The sequence below is a fragment of the Pseudomonas syringae genome (assembly GCF_023278085.1).
Lineage (GTDB): Bacteria > Pseudomonadota > Gammaproteobacteria > Pseudomonadales > Pseudomonadaceae > Aquipseudomonas > Aquipseudomonas syringae_Q.
The window spans coordinates 809,960-835,648 of the sequence record NZ_CP066265.1 but is presented as its reverse complement, the minus strand read 5'-3'; the positions used below and the strand labels follow the sequence as shown (position 1 = coordinate 835,648).

Annotated in this window: 16 protein-coding genes and 1 other RNA gene; 7 read left to right on the top strand and 10 right to left on the bottom strand. The window is 54.3% G+C overall.

Features of this window, described 5'->3' with window-relative positions; genetic code table 11:
* Positions 1-128: 128 nt before the first annotated feature.
* Together dnaK and grpE are read right to left on the bottom strand one after the other, a co-directional pair.
* Positions 129-2,045, bottom strand: coding sequence for a molecular chaperone DnaK (dnaK, locus tag I9H07_RS03800; RefSeq protein WP_024673514.1), 1,917 nt, complete (start codon positions 2,043-2,045; stop codon positions 129-131).
* 110 nt (positions 2,046-2,155) lie between these two features.
* Positions 2,156-2,719, bottom strand: coding sequence for a nucleotide exchange factor GrpE (gene grpE, locus I9H07_RS03795; RefSeq protein WP_024673515.1), 564 nt, complete (start codon positions 2,717-2,719; stop codon positions 2,156-2,158).
* A 269-nt stretch (positions 2,720-2,988) separates the two neighbouring features.
* Here grpE and recN point away from each other — a divergent pair, with 269 nt between their 5' ends.
* The gene (recN, locus tag I9H07_RS03790) at positions 2,989-4,662 is read left to right on the top strand and encodes a DNA repair protein RecN (RefSeq protein ID WP_024673516.1); all 1,674 of its coding nucleotides are present in this window, start codon (positions 2,989-2,991) and stop codon (positions 4,660-4,662) included.
* A gap of 48 nt (positions 4,663-4,710) precedes the next feature.
* Here the strand turns inward: recN and fur are convergent, their stop codons facing one another.
* Positions 4,711-5,118 carry a ferric iron uptake transcriptional regulator gene (gene fur, locus I9H07_RS03785; RefSeq protein ID WP_002555142.1) on the bottom strand — a complete coding sequence of 136 codons (408 nt, stop codon included), beginning with the start codon at positions 5,116-5,118 and terminating at the stop codon, positions 4,711-4,713.
* A 98-nt stretch (positions 5,119-5,216) separates the two neighbouring features.
* Here fur and I9H07_RS03780 point away from each other — a divergent pair, with 98 nt between their 5' ends.
* Positions 5,217-5,738, top strand: a complete 522-nt coding sequence (locus I9H07_RS03780; protein WP_024644256.1) for an outer membrane protein assembly factor BamE — start codon at positions 5,217-5,219, stop codon at positions 5,736-5,738.
* A 65-nt stretch (positions 5,739-5,803) separates the two neighbouring features.
* Here I9H07_RS03780 and I9H07_RS03775 read toward each other — a convergent pair whose 3' ends face one another.
* From I9H07_RS03775 to I9H07_RS03765, 3 genes are read right to left on the bottom strand one after another with little or no spacing between them, the layout of a single operon-like run.
* Positions 5,804-6,118, bottom strand: a complete 315-nt coding sequence (locus tag I9H07_RS03775; protein ID WP_236423603.1) for an RnfH family protein — start codon at positions 6,116-6,118, stop codon at positions 5,804-5,806.
* The gene (locus I9H07_RS03770; RefSeq protein WP_236423604.1) at positions 6,111-6,545 is read right to left on the bottom strand and encodes a type II toxin-antitoxin system RatA family toxin; all 435 of its coding nucleotides are present in this window, start codon (positions 6,543-6,545) and stop codon (positions 6,111-6,113) included. Before I9H07_RS03770 ends, I9H07_RS03775 begins: the two co-directional genes overlap by 8 nt.
* 7 nt (positions 6,546-6,552) lie before the next feature.
* Complete coding sequence (locus tag I9H07_RS03765; RefSeq protein WP_024673519.1) at positions 6,553-7,956, bottom strand: sodium-dependent transporter; 1,404 nt, start codon at positions 7,954-7,956, stop codon at positions 6,553-6,555.
* 112 nt (positions 7,957-8,068) lie between these two features.
* On the opposite strand from I9H07_RS03765, the gene smpB reads away from it, so the two are divergent.
* From smpB to ssrA, 3 genes are all read left to right on the top strand, one after another.
* Positions 8,069-8,551, top strand: coding sequence for an SsrA-binding protein SmpB (gene smpB, locus I9H07_RS03760; RefSeq protein WP_024644252.1), 483 nt, complete (start codon positions 8,069-8,071; stop codon positions 8,549-8,551).
* 290 nt (positions 8,552-8,841) lie between these two features.
* On the top strand, positions 8,842-9,126 hold the full coding sequence (locus tag I9H07_RS03755; RefSeq protein WP_024673520.1) for a potassium-transporting ATPase subunit C: 285 nt from the start codon (positions 8,842-8,844) through the stop codon (positions 9,124-9,126).
* Between the two features lie 111 nt (positions 9,127-9,237).
* Positions 9,238-9,629: a transfer-messenger RNA gene (ssrA, locus tag I9H07_RS03750) on the top strand.
* A gap of 261 nt (positions 9,630-9,890) precedes the next feature.
* On the opposite strand, the gene I9H07_RS03745 is transcribed toward ssrA, so the two are convergent.
* A complete protein-coding gene (locus I9H07_RS03745; RefSeq protein ID WP_236426080.1) occupies positions 9,891-17,402 on the bottom strand; it encodes a neuraminidase-like domain-containing protein in 7,512 nt (2,503 codons plus the stop codon).
* A gap of 721 nt (positions 17,403-18,123) precedes the next feature.
* On the opposite strand from I9H07_RS03745, the gene I9H07_RS03740 reads away from it, so the two are divergent.
* Positions 18,124-19,209, top strand: a complete 1,086-nt coding sequence (locus I9H07_RS03740) for a GGDEF domain-containing protein (protein WP_236425539.1) — start codon at positions 18,124-18,126, stop codon at positions 19,207-19,209.
* 15 nt (positions 19,210-19,224) lie between these two features.
* Here the strand turns inward: I9H07_RS03740 and I9H07_RS03735 are convergent, their stop codons facing one another.
* Positions 19,225-19,656 carry a GNAT family N-acetyltransferase gene (locus tag I9H07_RS03735; protein WP_024673524.1) on the bottom strand — a complete coding sequence of 144 codons (432 nt, stop codon included), beginning with the start codon at positions 19,654-19,656 and terminating at the stop codon, positions 19,225-19,227.
* 407 nt (positions 19,657-20,063) lie between these two features.
* Between I9H07_RS03735 and katG the strand changes: the two genes are divergently transcribed.
* Entirely contained in the window at positions 20,064-22,334 is a 2,271-nt protein-coding gene (katG, locus tag I9H07_RS03730; RefSeq protein ID WP_236425538.1) for a catalase/peroxidase HPI, read from the top strand.
* An 850-nt stretch (positions 22,335-23,184) separates the two neighbouring features.
* On the opposite strand, the gene I9H07_RS03725 is transcribed toward katG, so the two are convergent.
* Positions 23,185-24,066, bottom strand: coding sequence for a hypothetical protein (locus I9H07_RS03725; RefSeq protein WP_024673526.1), 882 nt, complete (start codon positions 24,064-24,066; stop codon positions 23,185-23,187).
* 92 nt (positions 24,067-24,158) lie between these two features.
* A complete protein-coding gene (gene nhaA / locus I9H07_RS03720) occupies positions 24,159-25,337 on the bottom strand; it encodes a Na+/H+ antiporter NhaA (protein WP_058392796.1) in 1,179 nt (392 codons plus the stop codon).
* Positions 25,338-25,689 lie beyond the last annotated feature (352 nt).

The following is a 25,689-nucleotide window of genomic DNA, read 5'->3' as shown; positions in this document are numbered from 1 at the left end:
GGAGCGAATCCGCACGCCGGAATTTTTGCTTGTTCCAGACACGCCAACGCGGGAGCAAGCTCCCGCGCGGCGACATCCTACCAGCCACCGCTCGAAAGAGGTCAACCGGCTTTCAAGTGAGCCTGCGCTTACTTGTGGTCTTTCACTTCTTCAAACTCGGCATCGACAACATCGTCGGCCTTGTTATCTTCTTCAGCAGGCTTGGCGGCTGCTTCAGGGTTTTCGGCCTGCTCGGCGTACATCTTCTGAGCGATTGGCGCGGAAACTTTCGACAGCTCCTCGACCTTGGCTTCGATGGCAGCCTTGTCGTCGCCCTTGATGGCAGCTTCCAGAGCAACCAGCGCAGCTTCAACAGCGGTCTTCTCTTCAGCAGTGACCTTGTCACCGGCATCAGCGATCATCTTGCGAGTCGAGTGGACCAGCGCATCACCCTGGTTACGGGCAGAGGCCAGCTCTTCGAACTTGCGATCTTCTTCGGAGTTGACTTCAGCATCGCGAACCATTTGCTGAATTTCTTCCTCGGACAGACCGGAGTTGGCCTTGATCACGATGGACTGCTGCTTGCCGGTAGCCTTGTCTTTCGCGCCAACGTGCAAGATGCCGTTTGCGTCAATGTCGAAGGTCACTTCAATCTGAGGCACGCCACGTGGAGCCGGTGGAATCTCGGCCAGATCGAACTTGCCCAGCGACTTGTTCTGAGTCGCTTGCTTACGCTCACCTTGCAGCACGTGAATGGTCACGGCGCTCTGGTTGTCGTCGGCAGTCGAGAACACCTGGGATTTCTTGGTAGGAATCGTGGTGTTTTTCTCGATCAGCGCAGTCATCACGCCACCCATGGTTTCGATACCCAGGGTCAGCGGGCTGACGTCGAGCAGCAGAACGTCTTTCACGTCACCGGCCAGTACCGCGCCCTGAATAGCAGCACCCATGGCAACCGCTTCGTCCGGGTTGACGTCTTTACGCGCTTCTTTACCGAAGAACTCGGTTACCAGCTTCTGTACCAGCGGCATACGCGTCTGACCACCGACCAGAATCACGTCGTTGATCTTGCTGATGTCGATACCGGCGTCTTTCAGCGCCATGCGGCAAGGCTCGATGGTGCGCTGAACCAGGTCTTCAACCAGCGATTCCAGCTTGGAACGCGAAATTTTCACGACCAGGTGCTTTGGACCGGAAGCGTCTGCAGTGATGTACGGCAGGTTGACTTCGGTCTGAGTGCTGGACGACAGCTCGATCTTGGCTTTCTCGGCAGCTTCTTTCAGACGCTGCATTGCCAGCGGATCACCCTTGAGGTTCATGCCGCTTTCTTTCTTGAATTCGTCGACGAAGTAATCGATCAGACGAATGTCGAAGTCCTCACCACCGAGGAAGGTGTCACCGTTGGTTGCCAGCACTTCAAACTGATGCTCGCCATCCACTTCAGCGATCTCGATCACCGAGACGTCGAACGTACCACCACCCAGGTCATAAACGATGACAGTGTGGTCGCCCTTGGCCTTGTCCATACCGTAAGCCAGAGCGGCTGCGGTCGGTTCGTTGATGATGCGCTTGACGTCCAGACCGGCAATACGGCCAGCATCCTTGGTCGCCTGACGCTGACTGTCGTTGAAGTAGGCCGGAACGGTGATGACCGCTTCGGTAACCGCTTCGCCGAGGTAGTCTTCGGCAGTCTTCTTCATCTTTTTCAGGATTTCAGCGGAAATCTGAGGAGGTGCCATTTTCTGGCCATTCACTTCAACCCAGGCATCACCGTTGTCGGCCTTGACGATCTTGTAAGGGACCATCTGGATGTCTTTCTGAACAACCTGCTCATCAAACTTGCGGCCGATCAGACGCTTTACCGCGTACAGCGTGTTATGCGGGTTGGTCACAGCCTGACGCTTGGCGGATTGACCTACCAGAATTTCACCGTCATTGGCATAAGCAACGATCGAAGGCGTGGTGCGAGTGCCTTCGGCGTTTTCAATAACCTTGACGTTACCGTTTTCCAGAATGGAGACGCAGGAGTTGGTAGTCCCCAGGTCGATACCGATAATTCTGCCCATCTTGACTCTCCCGAAACTTGCAAAATTTGAATGTGGTTGCCGCAATTGCGTTTACAGATTGCGGTAGCTCTTAAACGCTTGACCTTTAAATGGGGGCCTTACAGCTGATTTCAAGCCTGCTCGTCAATTGACGGCGTTGCAGGCGACGGTGCCTTGCTGACCACAACCATGGCCGGGCGCAACAGGCGACCATTAAGCTGATAACCCTTCTGAAACACCTTGAGCACCGTGTTGGGCTCTACATCTGCACTTTCCTGCATGGCCATTGCCTGGTGCCGGTCGGCACTGAACGGCTGGCCATGTGGATCAATGGCTTCGAGCTGATAACGCTTGAGGGTGTCCTGAAACATCTTCAAGGTCAGCTCGATGCCTTCGCGCATAGGGCGAATGCTCTCGTCGTCCGGACTGGACAGATCGAGCCCTCGCTCCAGGCTGTCGATGATCGGCAGCAGATCACCGGCAAATTTTTCCAGCGCAAATTTGTGAGCCTTTTCAACATCCTGTTCGGCGCGGCGGCGGACATTCTGCAGATCCGCAGCCACTCGAAGGGATTGGTCCTGCGCGGCAGCCAGCTGCTCTTCGAGCACCTGCACGCGGGTTGTCAATTCTTCACCCGTACCTGCCTCGGCAGCCTGATCCTGAGCCTGCGCATCCAGATTCTGTTCGTCAGCCATAAATGTTCTCCTCTAAAAACGTCCGCGATCCCGACTCGCGCTTCTGCCCACCTATATGGGATCGGATTTTCCCGGTTCAAGGGGCCTGCGTGATCGAGATACGTATTCCCTGACAAAAAATCCGGATTCAGCCCCGAAGAAACTCGCGCTTCGTCACAACAGCGACTAAAAAACAGTAACGACCAATCAAATCGAGCTAAGGCAAAGCATTGTCAGCAGCAAATAAAACACTGTATAAATAACCAGACAAACAGCCCGGGAGCCGCTCAATGCTGGTGCACCTTTCCGTACACAACTACGCCATCGTCGAACACCTTGATCTGGAACTGGATCGGGGCATGAGCGTCATCACCGGCGAAACCGGCGCTGGCAAGTCGATCATGCTCGACGCTCTGGGGCTGACACTGGGCGACCGCGCTGACAGCGGCGTGGTCAGGCCGGGCGCCGACAAGGCGGACATCCTCGCTACCTTTGACCTGGGCGACATTCCCGAGGCAGAGGCCTGGCTGAAAGAGCGCGATCTGGACAACGACGGTCCGTGCATCCTGCGGAGAGTCATTACCGCAGAAGGCCGGTCGCGCTCCTATATCAATGGCTCGCCCTGCCCCCAAGGCGACCTGAAAGCGCTGGGCGAACTGCTCATCGACATTCACAGCCAGCATGAGCATCAGTCACTGCTCAAGACCGACACCCACCGACGCCTGCTGGACGAATACGCTGGCGCGACCGACCTGGCTCGTCAGGTACACCTTGCCGCCCAGCGCTGGAGACAGACGCGGCAGGAGCTGGAACGCCTTTCCAATTCCGGCGACGAACAGCGTGCACGCCATCAGTTGCTCAGTTATCAGCTTGAAGAGCTGGAAAGCCTGAGCCTGGGCGAAAACGAGCTGGAGCAACTCGAACAGGAACACAAGGACCTGACCAACGCAGAAAGCCTGCTGAGCATCTGCCGTCAGGTCGTAGAACAATGCAGCGAAAGTGATTCCGGCAATGTGCTCAACGCCCTGACCGCCAGCCTGCATCGTCTCGGCAGCGTGGATCACTCGCCGTCAGCCTTGAGCGAAGCCACGGGCCTGTTGTCCAGCGCGCAGATTCAGGTAGAAGAAGCCGTTGGCGAGCTGAATCGCTTTCTGGATCATTTCGACGCCGACCCGGCCAGACTGCAGCAACTTGAAGAACGGCTGGATGCCATCTACACACTGGCGCGCAAGCACCGCATCCAGCCAGGCGAAGTCGCAACGCTGCAACAGAAGCTGCTGGATGAAATCGAGACATTGAACGCCAATGACGAATCAATCGAGCGCTTGCAGCATGAAGTTCAGGCGTTCGCTCGGCATTACCAGGAAAAGGCCCGTGAGCTGAGCGACTTGCGCAGCACCTCCGCCACCAGACTGGCCAGCGCGGTCGAACAGGAGATTCATCGCCTCGGCATGCCGGGCGGGCGCTTTCATATCGAGCTGAAACCCAACGCCAGTGCCGACCCGCTTCCTCACGGTCTGGAACAGGTAGAACTGCTGGTCAGCGCCAACCCCGGCCAGCCCCTGAAAGCGCTGGCGAAAGTCGCATCGGGCGGTGAGCTGTCACGCATCAGCCTTGCGATTCAGGTCATCACCGCGCAGACGTCACGCGTGCCAACCCTGGTGTTCGATGAAGTGGACGTTGGGATCGGCGGGCCGACTGCTGAAATCGTGGGCCAGTTGCTGCGTCGACTGGGCGAGCGCGGCCAGGTCATGACCGTGACCCACCTGCCGCAGGTTGCAGCGCAAGGTCATCAGCATTTGTTTGTGCACAAGGTCAGGGACAACGAGGCAACACGCACCGCCGTCTCGAAACTCACCAAGACCGAGCGCATAGAAGAAGTCGCAAGAATGCTGGGCGGTATCGATCTGACCAAGGAATCGCTGGCTCACGCCAAAAAGATGGTCGTGACGGCTAAAAACTGAGCGATAGAAAGCACAAAGGCGACCCGAGGTCGCCTTTGTCGCAAGGTGTTACGCCTTTTTGTTACGGACGTAGAGCACCAGATTGTGGTCCACCAGATCAAAGCCGTGCCTTTCGACAATCGCCTTTTGAAGCTTCTCGATTTCTTCGTCGAAGAACTCGATCACCTCACCTGATTCCACGTTGACCATGTGGTCATGATGGCCGCCATCAGCCAGCTCGAACACAGCATGACCACCATCGAAATTGTGGCGAACCACCAATCCGGCGGCTTCAAACTGGGTCAGGACACGGTAGACCGTGGCCAGGCCAACATCCTCGCTAGCCTCCATCAGCGCCTTGTAAACATCCTCGGCACTCATGTGGCGTTGCTCGGCAGAATCGAGCATTTGGAGTATTTTGACCCTAGGCAGAGTTACCTTGAGTCCTGCTTTACGTAGTTCGCTATTTTCAACCATGGTCAGCTTTCTCGCAGACGCTGCTTCGCAGCTTCTCTTAATGCAGGTATGATCGGGGTTTACGTTGTCCCAGCCAAGATAGTGGAAGTCGCCCACCGATGCAAAACACCAAGCTCTTGCTAACCAGTTTCACCTTCGTGGGACTGCTCGCACTCGCCGGTTGTTCATTCCCCGGGGTTTACAAAATCGACATCCAGCAGGGTAATGTCGTCACGCAGGACATGATAGACCAGTTGCGCCCCGGAATGACCCGGCGGCAAGTACGGTTTATCATGGGCAACCCCCTGCTGACCGACACTTTCCACGCCGATCGTTGGGATTACCTGTATAGCCTGCAGCCCGGTGGCGGTGAACGCCAGCAGGAACGTGTCAGCCTGATATTCAACGGCAATGACCAGCTCGTCAGCCTGTCCGGTGACTTCATGCCAGGCGTCAGCCGCGATGAAGCCATCCTCGGCAAAGGCACTGACGGCACTGCTCCGGTAGAGAATCAGCCGCAGCAGAAGCCGGAAGAACCAGCCAAACCTGGCTCGCTGCTGGATACCATCCAGAAAGACGTGGACAGCGTCGAGACTGTACCGGTCCCGACCCAAGAGCCTCTGGACACCAACAACCGCTAGTCCCCAGACGCTCAGCAAAAAGCCCGGCATGCCGGGCTTTTTTGTGCGTTTCTTTCAGCCGATGTTCAGCCTGGCAGCGCTCTTTTCTCACGCGCTTTGGCCGCACGCAGGCGTCTGATCTCCATGGGGTCGGCCAACAGCGGGCGATAGATTTCAATCCGCTCGCCAGCCTCCAGCAGCCGCGCGGCAGGATTCGCCACCACTTTACCGAAGATGCCAACAGCACATTGAGCCAGGTCCAGCTCGGGAAACGCCCGGCTCATACCGCTGAGCGCCAACGCTTCACGCACTGACGAGCCGATCGGAACATCGACTGTCATCAGCACCTGACGCTGCGCGGTGGCATACACCACTTCGACCTGAATCGACGCCTCAGCCATGCAACTCTTTCGCTCGCTGACAGAACGCATCCACCAGCGTATTGGCCGCCTGATTGAACAGCGGCCCCAAGGTCGCGCGAACAATCGTGCCAGCGTAATCGAAAGACAGGTCCAGGCTGATCTTGCAGGCCTTTTCGCCCAGCGGCTTGAAGGTCCAGACACCGTGAAACTGTTCAAACGGCCCCTCGATTAAATCCATCACAATCGATTCACCGGGAATCAGCGTGTTGCGCGTCATGAATTTCTGACTCAGACCGCCCTTGGCGATCTCCAGGCTGGCGCGCATCTGTTCATCGCTGGCCTCAAGCACGGTAGCTGAAGAACACCACGGCAGAAACTGGGGGTAATGAGCCACGTCATTGACCAAGTCATAAAGAAACCGGGCCGGATAGGGCAAAAGCGCAGAACGTTGTATATGCGTAGTCATATGAGCGTTATTTCCAGAGCTGAGCGGCAAACACCACAAGAATGCCGAGCGGCGCCACGTAGCGCATCAAAAAGAAGGTCAGGTTGAAAAGCAGCGGGCTGCGAATCGACAACTCATCGCGCACCGCCTCACGGCCCATCACCCAACCTGCGAATACCACAAAACACAATCCACCCAGCGGCAACATGATCCGCGAAGTGAAGAAATCGATGACGCCAAAGAAGTCCAGGCCATTCGATGCGCCCCACTGATAGAGGTGGAATACGCCCCCATCGTTCACGAAGAACTTGGCTTTCTGCCAGATATTGAACGAGAACACCGTTCCAAGGCCCACGAACCAGCAGGTAAATGCCAGCCAGAACGTTACCCAGGCGCGACGAATGCGGGTGCGTTCGACCAGATACGCGACCATCGGCTCAAGCAACGAAATCGCTGAACTCCATGCCGCCACAGCCACCAGCACAAAGAATACGACGCCCATCAACTGACCGAACGCCACATTACCGAATGCGTAAGGCAATGTGACGAACATCAGGCCAGGCCCCTCACTCGGGTTCAGACCTGCGGCAAACACGATAGGGAATAACGCCAGCCCCGCCAACAGCGAAACGAAGGTGTCGAGCAATGCGATGCCGACCACCGTCGTGCTGATCGACGCGCCTTTGGTCATGTACGCACCGTACACCATGATCGAGCCGACACCGACGCTCAAGGAGAAGAACGCATGCCCCATCGCCGGCAGCAGTCCATCCAGCACCTTGTCGGGATTGAAGTCGAACATGAAATGCACGCCTTCCATGAAGTGCCCGGTGGTCAGGCTATAGCCCAACAGCGCCAGCATCAGCAGGAACAGCATCGGCATCATGATGCGCAGACTTTTCTCCAGACCGGCCTCGACCCCCTTGCCGATCACCACCGCCGATAGCAGCATGAAGATCGTATGCCAGAGGATCAGGCGCCATGGATCAGCGATGACCGCGCCAAAATAGGCACCTACCTGATCCGGCGACACACCCTGAAAATCGCCACGCCCCATGTCGATGAGGTAATCCAGCGACCAGCCGCCCACCACACTATAAAAGGAGAGAATCAGCAGCGCCGTGATCATCCCGGCGAACGCCCCCCAGGACCAGCGCGCCGAATGCCCCGCCTCGACCGCCAGGGTCTTGAGCGCATTCGCCGGGCTAAGCCGCGAACGACGGCCAATCAGCGTCTCGGCGATCATGACCGGGATACCGATCAGCGCGATACACGCCAGAAAAACCAGCACGAACGCGCCGCCGCCATAGGCGCCAACCATGTACGGGAATTTCCAGATACTGCCCAGCCCCACGGCGGAACCGGTGGCAGCCAGGATGAACACCCAGCGACTCGCCCAGCTACCGTGGACCGAAACCTTGTCCGTCGACATTATTGAAAGCCCAGCCAAAAAAGATCGCGCATTGTCCGGGATTCAACCTTTGTGCTCAAGCACGCGCTTTCCCGTAGCCGACATTGATGCAACTCCCTATAATGCGCCCCCTATGGCTAAGCTCAAGCAACACCCTACAGGGACCATCGCGCAAAACAAGAAAGCGCGTCACGATTACTTCATCGAACACAAGTTCGAGGCCGGTCTGGTCCTGTCTGGCTGGGAAGTAAAAAGCCTGCGTGCCACCAAGGTACAGCTGGTCGACAGTTATGTGCTGCTCAAGGACGGCGAGGCATGGTTGATGGGTTGCCACATCACGCCTCTCAAGACTGCCAGCACGCACGTCATCGCTGACCCGACACGCACCCGTAAACTGCTACTGAACCAGCGCGAGCTCGAAAAGCTCACCTCTTCGGTTCAGCAGAAAGGCTATGCCTGCGTGGCCCTTTCCATTTACTGGAAGCAGCACTTGATCAAGTGCGAAATTGCTTTGGGTAAGGGTAAAAAGGAATACGACAAGCGCCACACCGAACGCGAACGCGATTCGGACCGTGAGCTGCAGCGCGCCGTTCGCTCGAAAGGCAAGGACGACTAGACCTCGCCAGGCGCCCAATGCATTGATTCAGGCACTGGGCGCCTTAATGTTTCACGTCACTGACTTCCCTTCCCGTTGCAACATGATCATAACCTTTACGCGAACATCGCCCCATTTTGGTGCCTTAACGGCACGATGTGGCTTTTTCACATGTGTCCGAAAATAAATAGAACGCCTGCGTTACAACACAGTCAATCCTTTAGGCCCTGACAATTAACGGGCTTTAAAACCCTCGGGCGACGGCGTCAAAGACCGGCCATACCGAGTCCACAGGTTATAAGGAGAGACACATGAAGCGTACCGCCCTCACTGGATTGTTCCTCAGCGCTGCCCTGTTGGCTTCGCCAGTCTTCGCCGCCGATGATTTGTGCGCAGCGAACATCAAGACCATTGAAAATGCTCAGGCCTCTTCCGGTACCAACCTGAGCCCTGAAAACAAGACCATGCTCGAAACCACCGAGAAGAACGCCAAAGCGGCCCAGGCTCAGAACGATGAGAAAAAATGCGTCGAGATCACCACCAAAGTGATCACCTCGCTGAAAAACACTGGTTCGGGCAGCGAAGGCACCAAGTAACACCTTCGATCAGGTCAGCCTGCAGGGCTGACCTGATCGATTGCAGCAAACGGGTCGACGTGCCACGCCAAACGGCGTACACTCCGCCCCAGCGATTGCGAAAGCAATCTCGGGGCCGATTTGGATTCGACGCCGGTGATGAAACTTTAGGTGCATGCCGAGTTGGTAACAGAACTCGTAAATCCACTGTTGCAACTTTCTATAGTTGCCAATGACGAAACCTACGGGGAATACGCTCTCGCCGCGTAAGCGGTGCTAGCCTTCCTTCTGGTAGCTTCGGCTCCAGCAATCATCAGGGGATGCCTGTAAACCCGAAATGATTGTCATATAGAACAGGATCGTCGCCTAGTACGTTGCGGACGAAGCGACTAAAACTTACGCAACTCGCCCAAAGCACCCTGCCCGTCGGGTCGCTGAGGGTTAACTTAATAGACACGGCTAAGCATGTAGTACCGACAGCGGAGTACTGGCGGACGGGGGTTCAAATCCCCCCGGCTCCACCAAATTACAAATGAAGACGCCCTAGGGCGTCTTTTTTTGTGCCTGAAATTCAGAAAATACAGGCTTTGTGAGTCCTATTGATTTTGGCGTTCCAAATAGTACCCCAGTGCATCTGGTACTGGATTTTGGAAGCGGACACGCAAAGCCGCTAGCATCGCGAAGGATGACCCATGGAGCACTGGCATGCGGCGATACCATGAAAACCGGGCACTCATATGCTCTCCAGAAGGACCCGCCCCTTCAGGCGGATCCAGCCAGGGAGACTATGAAGAGCGGATAGTGTAGTTAATGTGCAAAATGATATCGTTCAGGCTTTCCAGCAGCGCCCTCTGTTTCGTTTTGGCCTGCGGGAAGCGGAGTATCATGCTGCCCTCGTCGATATTTACGCCTTCAAACGGTAACCAGTGCGGATCATTAAAATCGGTTTGAAACTGCCCGCTGTCATTCACGCCTCGCGAGATTGCCACATGGTCGCAACCCGGCGGCAAAATGCTCTCGCTGCTGGTGTAATTGAGTACTGCCTGAACATCCTGATAAGGTCCCAACAGGGCCGGCAGCGATACGCTGACCTGCTTGATTCGGCGTTGATCTCCCAGCTCACTGGGGTAGTCATCAAATATATGCAGATCCTCAAGGTTAATTGAAACCGTTAGCGCGCCACTTCCGTCCAGCATGACACGCTCGGCACTGGCACCTGGAGGCGTACCCTCGTTCAGTAACGCCAACACTGCGGCAGACAGCTCAAATTCATCACCGTCTACCAATGTGTTGCGGTAGAAATCAGCCAGCGAAACAGTGCGTGTGACTTCAAGAGCACGTTGAGACCACTTCATCCGGACGCTTTCCAGCTGCGCCAGATTGAGCATAAGCCCTTCGCCACAGGTAAGTCCGGCCCAGGTGCCCTGCCATCCACCACCGCGAATGTAGGTATCGCTCTTACCACTCTCCCAGTGCCACGCCTTTTCGGCCATCAGGCAGCGGGACACCGCCAGGTCGTAAAACTGGAAGTAAATGGTTGCCAAACGACCACGCAGCCAGCTGTAAAGAGCGCTATTACTGAACTTGGTTTGAAGGAAGTCCAACTGCGCCTGTGCTTGCCCTTGTTGCATCTCAAGATGAGTTTTCTGCAGTTCAGCAGACTCTCTCCGTACATCCAGAGCCGCCAGCTGAGCCTCAATCTGATGGATCTCACCTTCTGCGTTGCTGCGTTGGATCTCCCACTCCTCACGCCGGCGACGGTACATCTCTTCCTGTGTAATGCGGGAACTGTCCATCATCAAGCCGTCGGAGTCTATGGTAATGCCAAGACCCGCTATGTTGCCGATAGCACCAAAGTTCATACCGCCATTGGCCAGCCCAAAGATATTAGGCGCAAGATCCAAAGCAGCAGCCGTCATGTGTACCATCTTTGCTCCGGTAGCAAGCGATTTTGCGCTTTTTTGTACATCTAGAGACAGGCGCTCGCGAGCATTTAGGTCTTCATCATATAAGCGGGAGTAACTGTCAAATCGTCGCTGGGCACTGTCTTTGGTACGAGAAAGGACCGCTTTTTCAGCCTCCAGCTCTCTGAGCGTGCTTTCTTGCACCTGGATAGTGCTAGCCATCAGCTCAGTACCTTGATTTTGCAGCAATGCACTCAACGACTCTGCATCCTGGCGCTCAAGCACACTCTGGACAGCATTACCGAACTGTATGAGCTGGAATACCAAACCCCGAGCACTGTCGAGCATCGGTTCAAAGCGCCACAAAGGCAGAAATGTTGTTTCAGGTAACGCAGACCCTCCACCGCTTTCAGCAGCCACAGCAGCGTTGAGCAGCGCCTTCGGATCTGCAGGCTTGGCAAACAGCGGTAACAGTAGTGGTTGGCCGTCCAGCGTTAAGTTATGCCGCAAGTTGTACATGCGTTGGCGCAACGTTAACCAGTACCCCTGCATTACATCGTTGATTTCAGGCAGAAACAATGAGCTCGCAGCGTCCTTGTTTGTAGATGCCTGAGCCTTAAGGGTTTGGACTCTCCCCGCGCGCAGTAAGCTCAACACGGTCAAGTGTTGCCCAGCCAACACCTCAGAAGATGCCTCGCCTAGCGATGGCTCAGTCCATAGCGCATTAGCGCGGATGTAGGGCTGTTCACCCAGCAGGTTCAGAGCCTGGCTGTACCAGACTTTCGCCTCAGTGAGGGTATCTCGCTCAAGCTTACGGTAGGCAGAGTCGCCTCGAGCACTAAGCAAATCCAACGCCCGCATGAAGGTAGCGACCTTGTAATGCATAGGGTCGTTTTGCGCCACGGCATCAGGATCTACGGCTTTGAGTGGGGAGTCGTTCCAACTGGTGTCCTCTTGGAGTGGGCGCACGTTCCAGTGACGGTCGACATGCTGACCGCGAACAACATAACCCGACGGGCTCCACACATAGCGCAACCATTGATCAGCCAATGTGAACTGTTGTTCTTGCAGGAAGCGTTGCGCCGACATCATTGGGGTGTAGTAGAACAGCTCCCAGAAGTAGAGGGCGTTGGAGCCTGAGAAGTCCATCGGCACGGTGCTACTATCACTCCCCGTAACGCTGTGGACAATATGCGGAGCAAGAGGCGACGTGAGCCCGGGTCTCGCGATATCGACAGCCCTAACGTTAGGTACGTAACCGATCCAAATACTTTGGTCATTAACTTTGTTGAAGTCTGCACCTTGATACTGTATCCGCAAATGAATATCCGACGGTACAAACCATCCGCGATCAGGGCATGGAACAAATAGTTCCACTGGCGTTATATCCTGATCACTAAGATTTCCCGACCACGCGAGATAATTATCATCAACCTCAGCAAATGATTGATAATAAATATTTACCCATTTCTCATCGCCGTGTTGCGCCTGGTCATAGACGGGCAAATTAAGAGTCACGAAAAAACCTTCGCCCAGCTGAGGTTCCTGAATCTCTTGTGTCTCGTAGCTAAGAATAGTATCAATACCCGCAGCAGCTCTCTCTACCAACTGGCGAGCAAACAGTGTGTTGAGGCGCGTGCGATAAGCATCAACCTCCATGTACTGGGCTTTTCCAGCGGTGTTTTTTATTCTGATGATGTTTTTTGCATTAGAGACATTTCGAGTTAGAGGAATTCCCCACTCCATACGATCGCTATTTCCCTCGCTAATCCTGACAGTTAACACCAAATCATGGGAGGGAAGGGCCCCCCAGTCTTTACCAATCCGAATGTCACTAACATTAAAATCAAAAATCATCCCATTTACATCAAATGGAGGAAGAGGATCCACATGATCTTTGGCCAGAAAAACCTGACACTCTTTGCCATCAAAAACACTTAATTGAACATTTTCGGGCAGAATAGGATAACTGGGATTAACCATCAACTGAGGCGGCGTATAGAACGCATAACTACCGACAGCCCATCTCAACCTTACAGTGGCACCATCGGTGCTCGGACTGAGCACCGAGTCAGGATATGGATCATTGTAAACCGCAAATACAAAAGCAAGATTAGTAATAGCACCCTCACGAACTAACAGCGTTACATGCACATCATTATAATGGACCCGCAAAGCAAGGGGGAATCCTATAGTTAAAGCAATACTGGTCGCCAAGTATATCTTTCCTCCCTGCCTTACGAACCATACTCTGTCGTCGTCAGATTGCAAGACGTGAAAAAAAGGTGTTTCAGCCAACAAACTATAATGCTTACACAGCTCGCTTAACACATAGGGCATTATTGGTAAAATCTTTAACCTCTTATGTATGGAAAGTAGCACATCAGAACCAGACCCATTTGTATCGACTGTATAACTTCCAGGCCAATATTCAAACTTATAACCGCCTGGATATCCAAAGCCTGCTGATTCACCGCCCACACTAAACCCTTGAGTATACTTATTATTTATGATGCTTTCCGTAGCGGTATCAAGCTCATACTGCATAGACGAAAGAAAAGTTTCAGCGGAGCTTTGCGCTTGACCCGACGTCATATCTTCATAGATGTAGACTAAACGCATATCCGCTTGAACCGGCAGTTGATCTATATAATTATCTTCTTTTTTATAGAGCAGCACTGCCATCGTTGTTTCTGCGTCAAAACTAGTGCAATAAATCCCTGGCGGCTTACCCCCATCCGCGAAGCCATTTTCATCCTCGGTAACATCAATTATTTTCGGTGACGTCCAATTACCGTCATAACGTAGGTAGGAAATATTGATGGCGTACTCAAACACCCCTGTATTATCAAGCGCACGGTACGTTTTAGATGGAGTAACGTCTTTTCGCTCCAGCCAGCAGAGATACAGACGCGATTTGTAAATCACTGGCCGAATACAATCTCCCCACGGCTGTGCGGCACACTCTATCTTGCGCCAGTCGGTCCAGCCGTTTGCCGCTAATTGCCCATCTTCACTGCGCCGGCCTTCGTCCGCGCTGCGCCAGTAGAATTCACGCACCTCGCTCTGGTTAGTACCAATGAAGTAGGTTTTTCCCTCGTGAACATCCAGGTTGTCGTGATAGCCACTGATCACCCTGAGATTGGCCACCTCCTCAAAACTGTTGAGGTAGGTGTTGAATGCGTCCCCGACCGTATCGGTATTGAGTTGCGCCTGCCCCAACGTTTGCAGCATCGTATTCATCATGCCGCTTTGGCCCAGACGCACCGTGGGATCGACATAGTTCTCCGGGTAATAGACTAACTTCGCCGCGCCAGCCCAGGTGCTGTAGCGCTGGTTATACCGCTCCCAGTCGGTAAAGAATTGCCCCGTCACTGCCGCCTTGTCTACGGTACCTTGTGACTCGGCGGCACTTAAGGTCCGCTGTATAAAGGTCTGCAGGCTCACGATGGCTTCAGCCACCCGAGAGGTCATCACCTGTGGCCCGTTAAGGTTGTCCAAAAGCAGATATTGATAGAGCCCTTCACGAGAGCTATTTGCCAACTGGGCAGTCATCCCGGACTTGAGCAGATAACCACATAGGGCGGCGCTGAGTCCGGAGGCCAAAGCGTCCTCCATGCCTTTCGTCTCGTTTTGCGATAGTCCGGCTGAGAACGCATCTGCAACGCGCACCCAGTCGTCCCATGCCGGCTGATTATCTGCTGCATAGTTCAGCGCAAGAAGCTCCCCGATATTCACGGGTGTCACACCAAAGGCGGCGCTCAACGCCGCCCACTGCAACACCGCCTCGATCTCCGACCAAGCACTCAGCTGTATGTCTGAAGCTGCTTGAGCGTTGACACATGCTTGCTCAGCAGCCTGCTCGAACCTTGTCGCCTCTTCATTCAGCGCAATGGCAAGATCGGCCGGGGTAAAGGTGTCCGCCACAAAGGCTGCCAGCAAGGTAGACGCACCATCACCCAGGCTTTTTAGACAGGCACTAAAGTTGCAGAGCGCTTGTACCGTTGCCAAAGCACGCGGCAACACCACAGCCTCTGGTACAGGCCCCAAGAGCCGAGCAGGGCTGGCTACAAACAATGAAAAGGCCTGAGGATTGATACCTGTGGCGTGATAAATCAACGCCAATTGCGCCAGTCCGTAGCAAAAGGCAACGACCTTCGCGTCTTCGGTTGCAGCGCCGTCCCAGAATTGATCCACGGTCCACTCAGCGGGCTGGAGGCCATTGGCCCAATCAAGAACCGATTCAGCCACTGCGGCGGACGGTAGCGCGAGAGACGAAACCAAAACGGGGGCAAGAAGGGGGATACGCGTTTCCAGGGCACTGGCGTCAGGATTGGCACTTACCACGTCGTTAAGTGCGTCCACTAAGGCCGAGATTTCGGTCGTAGCTGACTGCGTAAACGTCGGGCGCGTCAGCAACTCAAGGGCGGCGACGGACAGTTTTCGGGCGTTAAGCCACTGTGTCAGGCTGTCGACCTTTTGCAACCAGCTTGACCACAGCTGAGTATTCTCTAGTTCGGAGGTGAGTCTGGGCAAGCCAGCTGCCTTCAATAATTGTTCTAGCTCCGTCACACTTAACGCGTGCAGCTGGGCCCAGCGACTTAGGGAGTACATCGCTGACAAACTTTTGAGATTAAGAGTGAAGGCGCCTGAAGATTCGGTGTTGTCAAAAATTCTACGCAACGCAAACAGCCCAACGTCATCAACGTTGAACGCGCGCTTCAAAACAGTTTTTTCAACACTGTGGTCGGTAGCGTTAACCGGCAGCAAGTTTATTCGGGTCGTGGACGTTGCGAAGGTTTCGCCATTTAGCGGCGGACTATTAAATACCTGATCAAACAGGCTTTGGTTATCGTCACGACCATATCGGGACAGCAACCCTCCGCACAGGACCAGGGCTTCTTCAGGCTCAACGCCATAACGCTGTACGCAGCGCTGGACCTGGAAAATAAGCTGCAATGTCAAATCAGTGATCTGATTGGGATTAACGCTATTGACGATGGTTTCCAAGGCGTGAGGATGGAGGCCAGTGGCACGCCATAGACGGATGGCCTTGTTCAATTTCAGAATATAACTCTCAGACTTCGGCATAACAGAAACACTATAACCAACCGAAGAAGGTATATAGCCGTTACTGACAGGATTATACCTAATCAACATAATAGAAAGTTCACCCTCCGGTATATCTGAGGGTATAGTAACTACGTAAGTTACGCCGACCTCATGATCCGGCCCATTATTATTATCGTAAAGCACATCACCATCATAACCATCTTTAGTTATCCGTAATCCGACCATTTCCCCATCTTGATATTTAGTAAAGAAATTGAACTCAACTTGAAATCCTCCATTCGCCTTAGGAAACAGCCAGCAAAAGTTTAAATCCGTACTGAAGGTCTTCTGCAAACGGTAAACCTTTTCACCCAACACTACTGTCAGCCTATCATCAATATATTCTCCGACCCCAACTCCTCCTTGCGTCTCACCGACAAATAGCGCCACCTCCTCATCACTAAGGCCGTAATAACTACGCACCCCCTGCGGGCTCAGCAAGTAGTCCGCTGGCAAGTCTCCAAAGTTACTAGAGTATAATGCCTCAGCATTTTCTTCAGTGATCTCCTCTGTCAGAATCCTGTACAACTCAGGGGGAATATCAAAGGCCATTCCCGCCATAGTAGCCCCTGAGAACAAACCCGTTACCCGAGGGTTGGCCGCTAACTGTTTGAACTTGGGGTCCTTCTGTATCCGACTCTGGCGCAGGCGTGCATGGGGGTGGTGATACGGGGTAGAGGCACTAAGTCGATACGTAGAAAGCCATTCCAATACCGAATCCTGATCCTCTTCGCCTCCCTCCAGCTTCCGCGATTCGCCAGCCAAGGTCATCAGCACCTCGTTCGAGAGCGAGAGGGCAGAAACCTCCTTGCTCATATTGCTCTGGCTGAGTAATAACCCCTTCAGGTCGGACCGGCGCTTATCAATGTGATAAGGCGACTCTTCCGGGTACAAGCCGCAAGCATTCCGGTAGAGAGCCGAAAGGTAGGCCGCCGGTGAGAACATTGATGACACAGAACCTGGTGAGGTATAGGTACTGGCGCGATTACCAAACTGCTCTTCATAATCACGTAACGATGCGCCCTGATGGTTGACACCCAAACGCACTGCGTTTTTCAGCAATGGAGAGGATCGAGCCAGCAAGCACTTCTCGTAAATGAGCGCCGCATCCCGCTCCTCACGGGCTGATTCATACAGCTCATCGATCTCACGGAATGATAAACCACTCGTCGATAGTTTTTTGCGGAAGGCTGCGGGGGATGTCAACGCCTGCGCAGCCAATGAATCCAGCCCCACTTGCGCTGACAACAGTTTGATCCTGGAAGATCTCTTAAGACTCATGAAAATATCCTTATAATTAAATGCGCACAAGCGGCTGCGTAAGACGTTATAAAAGCACTGTCACAATTACAGTCAGAAATACGACGCCGCCCCTCAGAGTGAGGGGTGTAGCGCTCAAGTGTCGATCATGATAGTTGAGCTTAGCCATTAACTAATCTTTAGCAACGCAAACCGATTAAATTCATGATGACAGGTAGAAACCGGACACTCGCTTTTAGACGATAATGTTTCAGGCAAGCAGGTTCTATAGATCGATATAACGGGTATCGCCTTATTTATTCTAATGTGCCATTTTTAAACAGCTCACTTTACGCTTACGATTTCAAGCGCTCACGCCTCCATGGAATTTTCAAAGTCTCATCTCCCTTTGCTTTACAAACGTATGGGGCTGGTTAAGCATTTTGTAACGCCATGAACCTTGTGATGGCACTTTCTAACTCACGCATGGCGGCAACTCCAACGCTTGAGCCTGCGTTCCGCTCACGGATAAATACAGCGGGGCTACATTTGGCATGCGTACCCATGCGCAAGCAATTGTAGATCGAAATGACCTCTGCCCTACCCTCATCCAGCCACGCCCGCGCCTCCCCGCCCATGGCAGGACCAGCGGCCATCACGGGCACCTGACAATCACGTATAGTGGCCATATATCATCACCCTTCTCGACCAAGGCGTGTGCCGTCGATAACGGTTTGGCTGGCATAAGTATGGAAAACTGCACATGCCGCAAAGAAGAAACCTGAAAAACTCTATTTTCATGCCCTTGAAGCTGTCTCAATTGATCGGTCTTTTCAGTTGGGTTATCAGCTGGTGCCTGAATCCGTCCATTGATCGATCACTGGATGTATTAATCTGGTGTGCGTTGGCAGGGGCGACGCTGTCGATAATTATCACTTCAAACAGCAGCAGCCTACTGGCGTGGCGTCTGTTCGGCATCATGTACATGACATCACTGACTTTTCTGTTCAAGGTACAGATCGAACGCACGGGCGTGGATGCGTCGATGTGGGGGCTGGTTGTGACCTCCCTGCTCATCACGGGAATGAGCGTATTCTTCGTCAAGTGTATGGATTACATCGCCACGGCGACCCTGATCTGGTTAATCATGTGGCAAATGGACCTGGCAGCCGTTGGCGTCAACCATGAGCCTCTGTTTTATGTGTTCGTGATCAGCTCAACCTTGCTGGGAGGCTGCCTCAACGCCACCTTCCTGAACCTGATCATGCAGACCATGACAGCCCGGGACCGCTACCAGGAACTGGCCGAAACCGACACACTGACGCTTGCACCCAACCGCCGCGCGCTGGTCGCCAGTATGAATACTGCATTGGCGTCCGCCGAAAGATCGTCGCTATGGTTCGCCATGCTTGACCTGGACAACTTCAAAAGTATCAACGACACCCATGGTCACGACGTGGGCGACAATGTCCTTATCAGTTTTGCGAGACTCCTCAAAAACACAGAGGGGCTGGTCAACTTTGGTCGTTTGGGTGGCGAAGAGTTTGGCGTGATCTTATCGGCGGCGAACGCCACAGACGCTGTACAGGCTCTGGATCAGTTATTGATGCTCGCGCAAAAAGATGAAACGGCTCAAGTGCCCTATTCATTCAGTGGCGGCGTTGCGAGTTTGTCGCGAGGTGAAACGTTCAACAACCTGTTGAAAGAGGCCGATGAGAACCTGTATCACGCCAAGCGCAATGGCAGAAAATGTATCGCCTTTGAAGGCAGGGTCGTTTCACCGAGCGCTGCCAGCACGACGACGCAGGATCAAGCGACGCAATCAGTTGATGCGCCTACGCATGTGTAGTGCCCATAGGCTCCCTCAAACATTGCCGCCCCGCCGCACGTTCGAATATCGATCGATATCCTCCCGCAATGTCCACCCCTGCCCCTGCCAATAACGCCCTGCCGCCTCATTGTTCTTCATTACGTCCAGGTGGCACTTGTAAATACCCAGCGCGTCCAGACACTCGAGGCAGCGTTCGACCAACTCATGAGCAATACCGCGCCGGCGGTACTCAGGCAGCACAATCAAATGCTGCAGGTAACCGCGGCGTCCGTCATGCCCGCACATCACGCAGCCGCACAAAACACCCTCAGCCTCAGCCACAAAGCTCATGCCGGGGTTCCGCTCCAGATAACGCGCGGTCGACTCGCGTGAGTCAGCATCACGAATCGAGATGCCCGGCGTGCTGCTCATGAGTTGTATGACGGCGTCGTAGTCGTCCATCGTCATGGTTCTAATCGTGATCATGGGTGCCTCTGATCTACAGGCGGTATGGCCGGACAGGCTAGCAGAATGACCGGGCATTTCGATGACAGCACAACGCAGATACACCAATCCAGGCCCCTACCAAAATCTCCCTATCACCCCCCAACGTTCTTTCTATTAGAAATATCCACCAAGAAGGCTAATCTAGAAAAGCACCGGCGGAGGCCGTGCGGTTTTGCCCTGATAAGGAGATAAGAATGAGCTCAAGCTTACTGCGCACGTTGTGGGCTAGCAGCGTAGCAATCTGATTGGCGCTACGCGGCGTATTTGTAGAGTCGGCCCGATCGAGCGGCCGGTATGAACCCTGTGCTACTGAGTTCCTTCATCGCGGTCCGGTTTCAAGAGTGAACCGAATAGCCGGATGGAAATGACAAAAAGGTGTATCAAGCATGTCAACTGAATCGAAGTGCCCTTTCAACCACGCTGCTGGCGGCGGCACGACCAACCGTGACTGGTGGCCCAAGCAGCTGAACCTGAAGATTCTGCATCAGCATTCCTCGCTCTCCGACCCGATGGGCGAGAGTTTTGACTACGCCAAAGAATTCAAGAGCCTGGATTTCGAAGCGGTCAAACAAGACCTGCGCGATGTCATGACTCAATCGCAAGACTGGTGGCCGGCTGACTTCGGTCATTACGGTCCTTTTTTCGTTCGCATGGCCTGGCACAGCGCTGGCACCTACCGGACCGGTGACGGTCGTGGCGGCGCAGGCGCCGGTCAGCAGCGCTTCGCGCCGCTCAACAGCTGGCCTGACAACGTCAGCCTGGACAAGGCCCGTCGTCTGATCTGGCCGGTCAAGCAGAAGTATGGCCGCAAGATTTCCTGGGCTGACCTGATCGTGCTCACCGGTAACGTTGCGCTGGAGTCCATGGGCTTCAAGACCTTCGGTTTTTCCGGCGGTCGCCCTGACGTCTGGGAACCGGAAGAAGATGTGTACTGGGGCTCCGAGACCACTTGGCTGGGTGGCGAAGAGCGCTACGGCGCGCAGAAGAAAATGCAGCAACCGGGCGACGGCACGCTGGTGGCCGAGCCGGAAAACCACGCTAACGAAGAAAGCCGTACCGCTAGCGGCGAACGTAATCTGGAAAACCCGCTCGCCGCCGTGCAGATGGGCCTGATCTACGTGAACCCGGAAGGCCCGGAAGGTGTTCCTGATCCGGTTGCTTCGGCCAGGGACATTCGCGAAACCTTCGGTCGCATGGCGATGAATGACGAAGAGACCGTCGCGCTGGTCGCCGGTGGCCACGCGTTCGGCAAGACTCACGGTGCAGGCCCGGCTGACAACGTCGGTCCAGAGCCGGAAGCGGCCGGTCTTGAGCTGCAGGGCCTGGGCTGGGCCAACAAGTTTGGCACCGGCAAAGGTGGTGACACCATCACCAGCGGCCTGGAAGTGACCTGGACTTCAACGCCGACTCAGTGGAGCAACGAGTACCTCGAAAACCTCTTTGCGTTCGACTGGGAACTGACCAAGAGCCCGGCCGGTGCGCATCAGTGGACGCCGAAGAACGGCGCTGGCGCTGGCAAGATTCCGGACGCTCATGACCCAAGCAAACGTCATGCGCCAAGCATGCTGACGTCTGACCTGGCGCTGCGTTTTGACCCGGCTTACGAGCAGATCTCGCGCCGCTTCCTGGCCAACCCTGAGCAACTGGCCGACGCATTTGCCCGTGCCTGGTTCAAGCTGACTCACCGCGACATGGGCCCGCTGGCCCGCTACCTTGGGCCGGAAACGCCAGCCGAAGAGCTGTTGTGGCAGGACCCGATTCCGGACGTTGATCACGCGCTGGTCGATGATCAGGATGTTGCCGCGCTCAAGGCGAAGATTCTCGCGTCGGGCCTGTCGGTCTCGCAGTTGGTATCGACCGCATGGGCAGCCGCTTCCACCTTCCGTGGCTCCGACAAGCGCGGCGGTGCCAACGGTGGCCGTCTGCGTCTCGCTCCGCAGAAGGACTGGGCGGTCAACCAGCCCGCGCAGTTGGCGAGCGTACTGAAGACCCTTGAAGGCATTCAGAACGAGTTCAACACGGCTCAGTCGGGTGGCAAGAAGGTCTCCATCGCCGATCTGATCGTTCTGGCCGGTAATGCAGGCGTGGAGCAGGCAGCGAAAAACGCAGGCCAGCAGGTCACGGTTCCGTTCACGCCGGGTCGTGCAGACGCTTCGCAGGAGCAGACCGATGTCGAGTCGTTCAGCTTCCTTGAGCCGATTGCCGATGGCTTCCGCAACTATCAGAAAGGCCATTACAAGGTGTCGGCTGAGTCGCTGCTGGTCGACAAGGCGCAACTGCTGACGCTGACTGCACCAGAAATGTCGGTGCTGCTGGGCGGCATGCGAGTCTTGAATACCAACGTCGGGCAGAGCAAACACGGCGTGTTCACGCACCAGCCGGAAGCCCTGACCAACGACTTCTTCAAGAACCTGCTGGACATGGGTGTCGAGTGGAAAGCGACTTCGGGTGCCAACGACACCTTCGAAGCACGTGACCGCAAGACCGGCGAAGTGAAGTGGACCGGCTCTCGTGTAGATCTGGTTTTCGGCTCACACGCTCAACTGCGTGCGATCTCCGAGGTGTATGGCAGTTCGGACGCAAACGAGAAGTTCGTCAAAGACTTCGTGGCCGCCTGGACCAAGGTGATGAACCTGGACCGTTTCGATCTGGCCTGATGGTTTAGTGATGTACTGAGTAAAGATTAACGCCTCCCGAGTGGAGGCGTTTTTTTGGGCAGCATTTTGCGGACTAACTCATAGCACCTTCTGAATAAAGGAAAGTTGCTGCTCGGACAGGTTGCTATCGATTTGCTACACGATAAAAAATGGAGCTAGGTATTGGTCAGTCGATGCTGAAACAGTTTTTCGCACGCTCTTCCAATAGATACGAGCGTGCCGAACCAATGTACATGAAGGCAAACGCCCCAACCATGACCCTCTTGGCATTATGTTAATGTATTTAGGATGTAGGCCGACCGATACTATAGAGGAGCCTACGGTAGACATGACCCTAGTCATAATTCTTCGCAGCACTCAGAAAGTGTTCGCCCGAGTAAAACTTCCATCGGCCAAGTGCATCAATCTGGATAACATTAAGAATCAAGAATATTCGCAGCAACACTTCCCGACAACAAAGGCAGGCTGCCTTTTTTCTCTTATGTTCAGATCACTCAAACCTACAAATCAAAAGCCCCGGTCACGTTTGAATCTGCTGTATCTTTAGATCCAGTACCTGAAGGTGTTCCTGCCATAGCGGCGCGCCCCGTAGCAAGCGATTGGTAGACATCCCCAGTATATAGGGAACCTTTCACATCGGTGTAGCTACTCGGATGACGGTATTGGCTTTACTCTATTCATCAGGCAGTCGCAATCACATTCCCTGCGCAGGTACCCCGAGTGCTGCGGATCTCACCGGCCAATTCAGCTGCTTGCTCAGCGCATTCCTATATAGCGTCAAAACACAAGTACACCCTTCTTTTCCGAGCCAGGCGTCACCCGCTAATGCTGATCTCATCGCGACATACCGCTAGCCGGGCAGTAAAAAACCGCAACGATTTTTAAATTCTTTATCCTGACGAAGGTCCTTAAGCAGCTCAGGTGCCAAGGCGAGACTTTTGTTTATGTATGACAATGCATCCTCTACGCGCCCTAGGGAACACAATATCTTTGTTGCATTTATCATAATGATTTTTTGAGCAATGGTATCAATAGGCTTTAAATTGATAGCGGTACTGATGCTCTTTAGCGCTTCGTCGTTACGGTCAGTCCGCATCTGCGCATACGCTTGATAATTCCAAGACATCGGGTTGGAAGTGTTAAGCAGGTTGGCCATTTGAAAGTTGACCAACGCTTGTTCGAAATTTCCGACCTTAGTGAATTTTTTTCCTGTTGAGATGTATTCGACGGCCGCGTCAAGAGGCGACGCCTTATCAGCGGTAATCTCGCGAATGGTGCTACCGACTCTGATGGCCCTCGCCTTTTCAAGAACATCATCGACGTCTCTAGCCGGCATTACAGCTTTCGTAAGCAACACAAATTTCTGCTCAGACTCTGGCGTATGATCGGTAATAAGCTCTAGATTATTCTGAATAAATCGGGCTTTGTTTTCTTCTTGATTCCGCTCCGAATCGCTCCTCTTCATGAAGAGGTCTTCCTGCTTTTGCATGAATTCCTTTTTCTTGCTGCTCGTGTCGAAAGCCATCCGAGCATCATTGTTGTTGGCGTTAGTGTAGTAGGTAGCAGCAGCCAGTACCAAAACGGCAACAGGAATGGCTAGCTTAGCGACCAAATCAATGCGATAGCCTTTGAATGCTAGAGAAGTTCTCTGTTCATCAAGATCCAGCTTTCTTCGTTCAAGCTGCAGTTTTTTCAGCTCAATATCGAGCTTTTTTTCATCCAGTGATACCACGAGACTCAAATCCCTTAACTTTTCGGCTGACCTTTCTACACTATACGACCCGAATTGAACAACTCCTCACTCTTAGTCTAGCGAAATCCAACTCACCCCTGCTTCCCAAACCTGCGCAACACCACAACCCCCAACGCAGCCGACAATACCGAGCCAATCAACACACCCACTTTGACCTCGTCCACCAGTTCAGGTGAGCCGGGGAAGGCCAGTGCGCCGATGAACAGGCTCATGGTGAAACCGATACCGCACAGCGCCGCAACACCGTAAAGCTGACCCCAGTTGCTGCCGTCGGGCAAGCGAGCCAGGCCGGCGCGGATGGCCAGTGCAGCCAGGGCGAAGATGCCAACCTGTTTGCCGATCAACAACCCCAAGGCGACGCCGAGCGGCACCGGGTCAACCAGCTTCTCTACGGTGATGCCTGACAGCGATACGCCAGCGTTGGCAAAGCCGAAGATCGGCACCACGGCGAAAGCGACCCACGGGTGCAGTTTCTCTTCCAGATGCAGCAGCGGTGAGCTGGCCTCTTCATCGGGTTTGCCGAGCGGGATGCACAGCGCCAGCGCAACGCCTGCAAGGGTGGCGTGAATGCCGGACTGGAGCATGAAGAACCACAGCAGTGCGCCGATGATCAGGTAGGGCAGCAGTTTTTTCACGCCCAGTCGATTCAGTGCAACCAGTACGGCAATGGTGGCAAACGCCGCCAGCAGCATGGGGATCGACAGATCGCTGGTGTAGAACAGCGCGATGATCAGCACCGCGCCGAGGTCATCAAGGATCGCCAGTGCCGACAGAAAGATCTTGAGGGACAGCGGCACGCGCTTGCCCAGCAAGGACAACACCCCCAGCGCGAAGGCGATGTCAGTCGCCGCCGGAATGGCCCAGCCGCCGATGGTGCCTGGCTGACCCCAGTTGAATGCCACATAGATAAGCGCCGGAACCACCATGCCGCCCAACGCGGCGAAACCCGGCAATGCTCGCTGACTCCAGGATGCAAGCTGGCCGGCCAGCATTTCACGCTTGATTTCCAGGCCGACCAGCATGAAGAAGATCGCCATCAGGCCATCGTTGATCCAGTGCGAAACCGACAGCCCCGCGACCACGGCATGCAACGCTGCAAAATAACCGTCCGCCAACGGCGAGTTGGCGACAATCAGGGCTGCCAGCGCAGCGGCCATCAGGATCAGGCCACCAGCGGATTCAGCAGCGAAAAACCGCGTGATGAACGCCAGCGCGTTGGGGGATTCAGTACGAGGGGTGGGTTTATGCATGAAGGCTCCACAGGGTACAAGCGCAAAAAAGGCGCAACCTTACCACTCGCGAAGCCCGTCAAAGCCCAGGTAAACCTGCAGATACAAATTAACGCCCGTGCCCGTCATCGCTTGAAGAATCAGCGCCCCTGCCGGTCGATAGAGAAGCCCTACCCGCCTCATTTCTTGACGGTTTCTTAAAGCGTGCACTGTTGATCACCGGGCTGTGTGGCGAACTTTCAGAACAATGTGGTCAAGACCGACAGGCCGCCAACCAGTGAACGTGTATAGAAACAGCGTAGTAGATAAACAAACCCCAGTCATCAGAACCGAATTAGTGAAATTAGAGTTAATACTTAAGTTCAGGGGCGCA

Bases quoted from the DNA above. Each gene is read 5' to 3' on its own strand.
- dnaK (WP_024673514.1), bottom strand. From the start codon at position 2,045: ATGGGCAGAATTATCGGTATCGACCTGGGGACTACCAACTCCTGCGTC.
- grpE (WP_024673515.1), bottom strand. From the start codon at position 2,719: ATGGCTGACGAACAGAATCTGGATGCGCAGGCTCAGGATCAGGCTGCC.
- recN (WP_024673516.1), top strand. From the start codon at position 2,989: ATGCTGGTGCACCTTTCCGTACACAACTACGCCATCGTCGAACACCTT.
- fur (WP_002555142.1), bottom strand. From the start codon at position 5,118: ATGGTTGAAAATAGCGAACTACGTAAAGCAGGACTCAAGGTAACTCTG.
- I9H07_RS03780 (WP_024644256.1), top strand. From the start codon at position 5,217: ATGCAAAACACCAAGCTCTTGCTAACCAGTTTCACCTTCGTGGGACTG.
- I9H07_RS03775 (WP_236423603.1), bottom strand. From the start codon at position 6,118: ATGGCTGAGGCGTCGATTCAGGTCGAAGTGGTGTATGCCACCGCGCAG.
- I9H07_RS03770 (WP_236423604.1), bottom strand. From the start codon at position 6,545: ATGACTACGCATATACAACGTTCTGCGCTTTTGCCCTATCCGGCCCGG.
- I9H07_RS03765 (WP_024673519.1), bottom strand. From the start codon at position 7,956: ATGTCGACGGACAAGGTTTCGGTCCACGGTAGCTGGGCGAGTCGCTGG.
- smpB (WP_024644252.1), top strand. From the start codon at position 8,069: ATGGCTAAGCTCAAGCAACACCCTACAGGGACCATCGCGCAAAACAAG.
- I9H07_RS03755 (WP_024673520.1), top strand. From the start codon at position 8,842: ATGAAGCGTACCGCCCTCACTGGATTGTTCCTCAGCGCTGCCCTGTTG.
- I9H07_RS03745 (WP_236426080.1), bottom strand. From the start codon at position 17,402: ATGAGTCTTAAGAGATCTTCCAGGATCAAACTGTTGTCAGCGCAAGTG.
- I9H07_RS03740 (WP_236425539.1), top strand. From the start codon at position 18,124: ATGCCGCAAAGAAGAAACCTGAAAAACTCTATTTTCATGCCCTTGAAG.
- I9H07_RS03735 (WP_024673524.1), bottom strand. From the start codon at position 19,656: ATGATCACGATTAGAACCATGACGATGGACGACTACGACGCCGTCATA.
- katG (WP_236425538.1), top strand. From the start codon at position 20,064: ATGTCAACTGAATCGAAGTGCCCTTTCAACCACGCTGCTGGCGGCGGC.
- nhaA (WP_058392796.1), bottom strand. From the start codon at position 25,337: ATGCATAAACCCACCCCTCGTACTGAATCCCCCAACGCGCTGGCGTTC.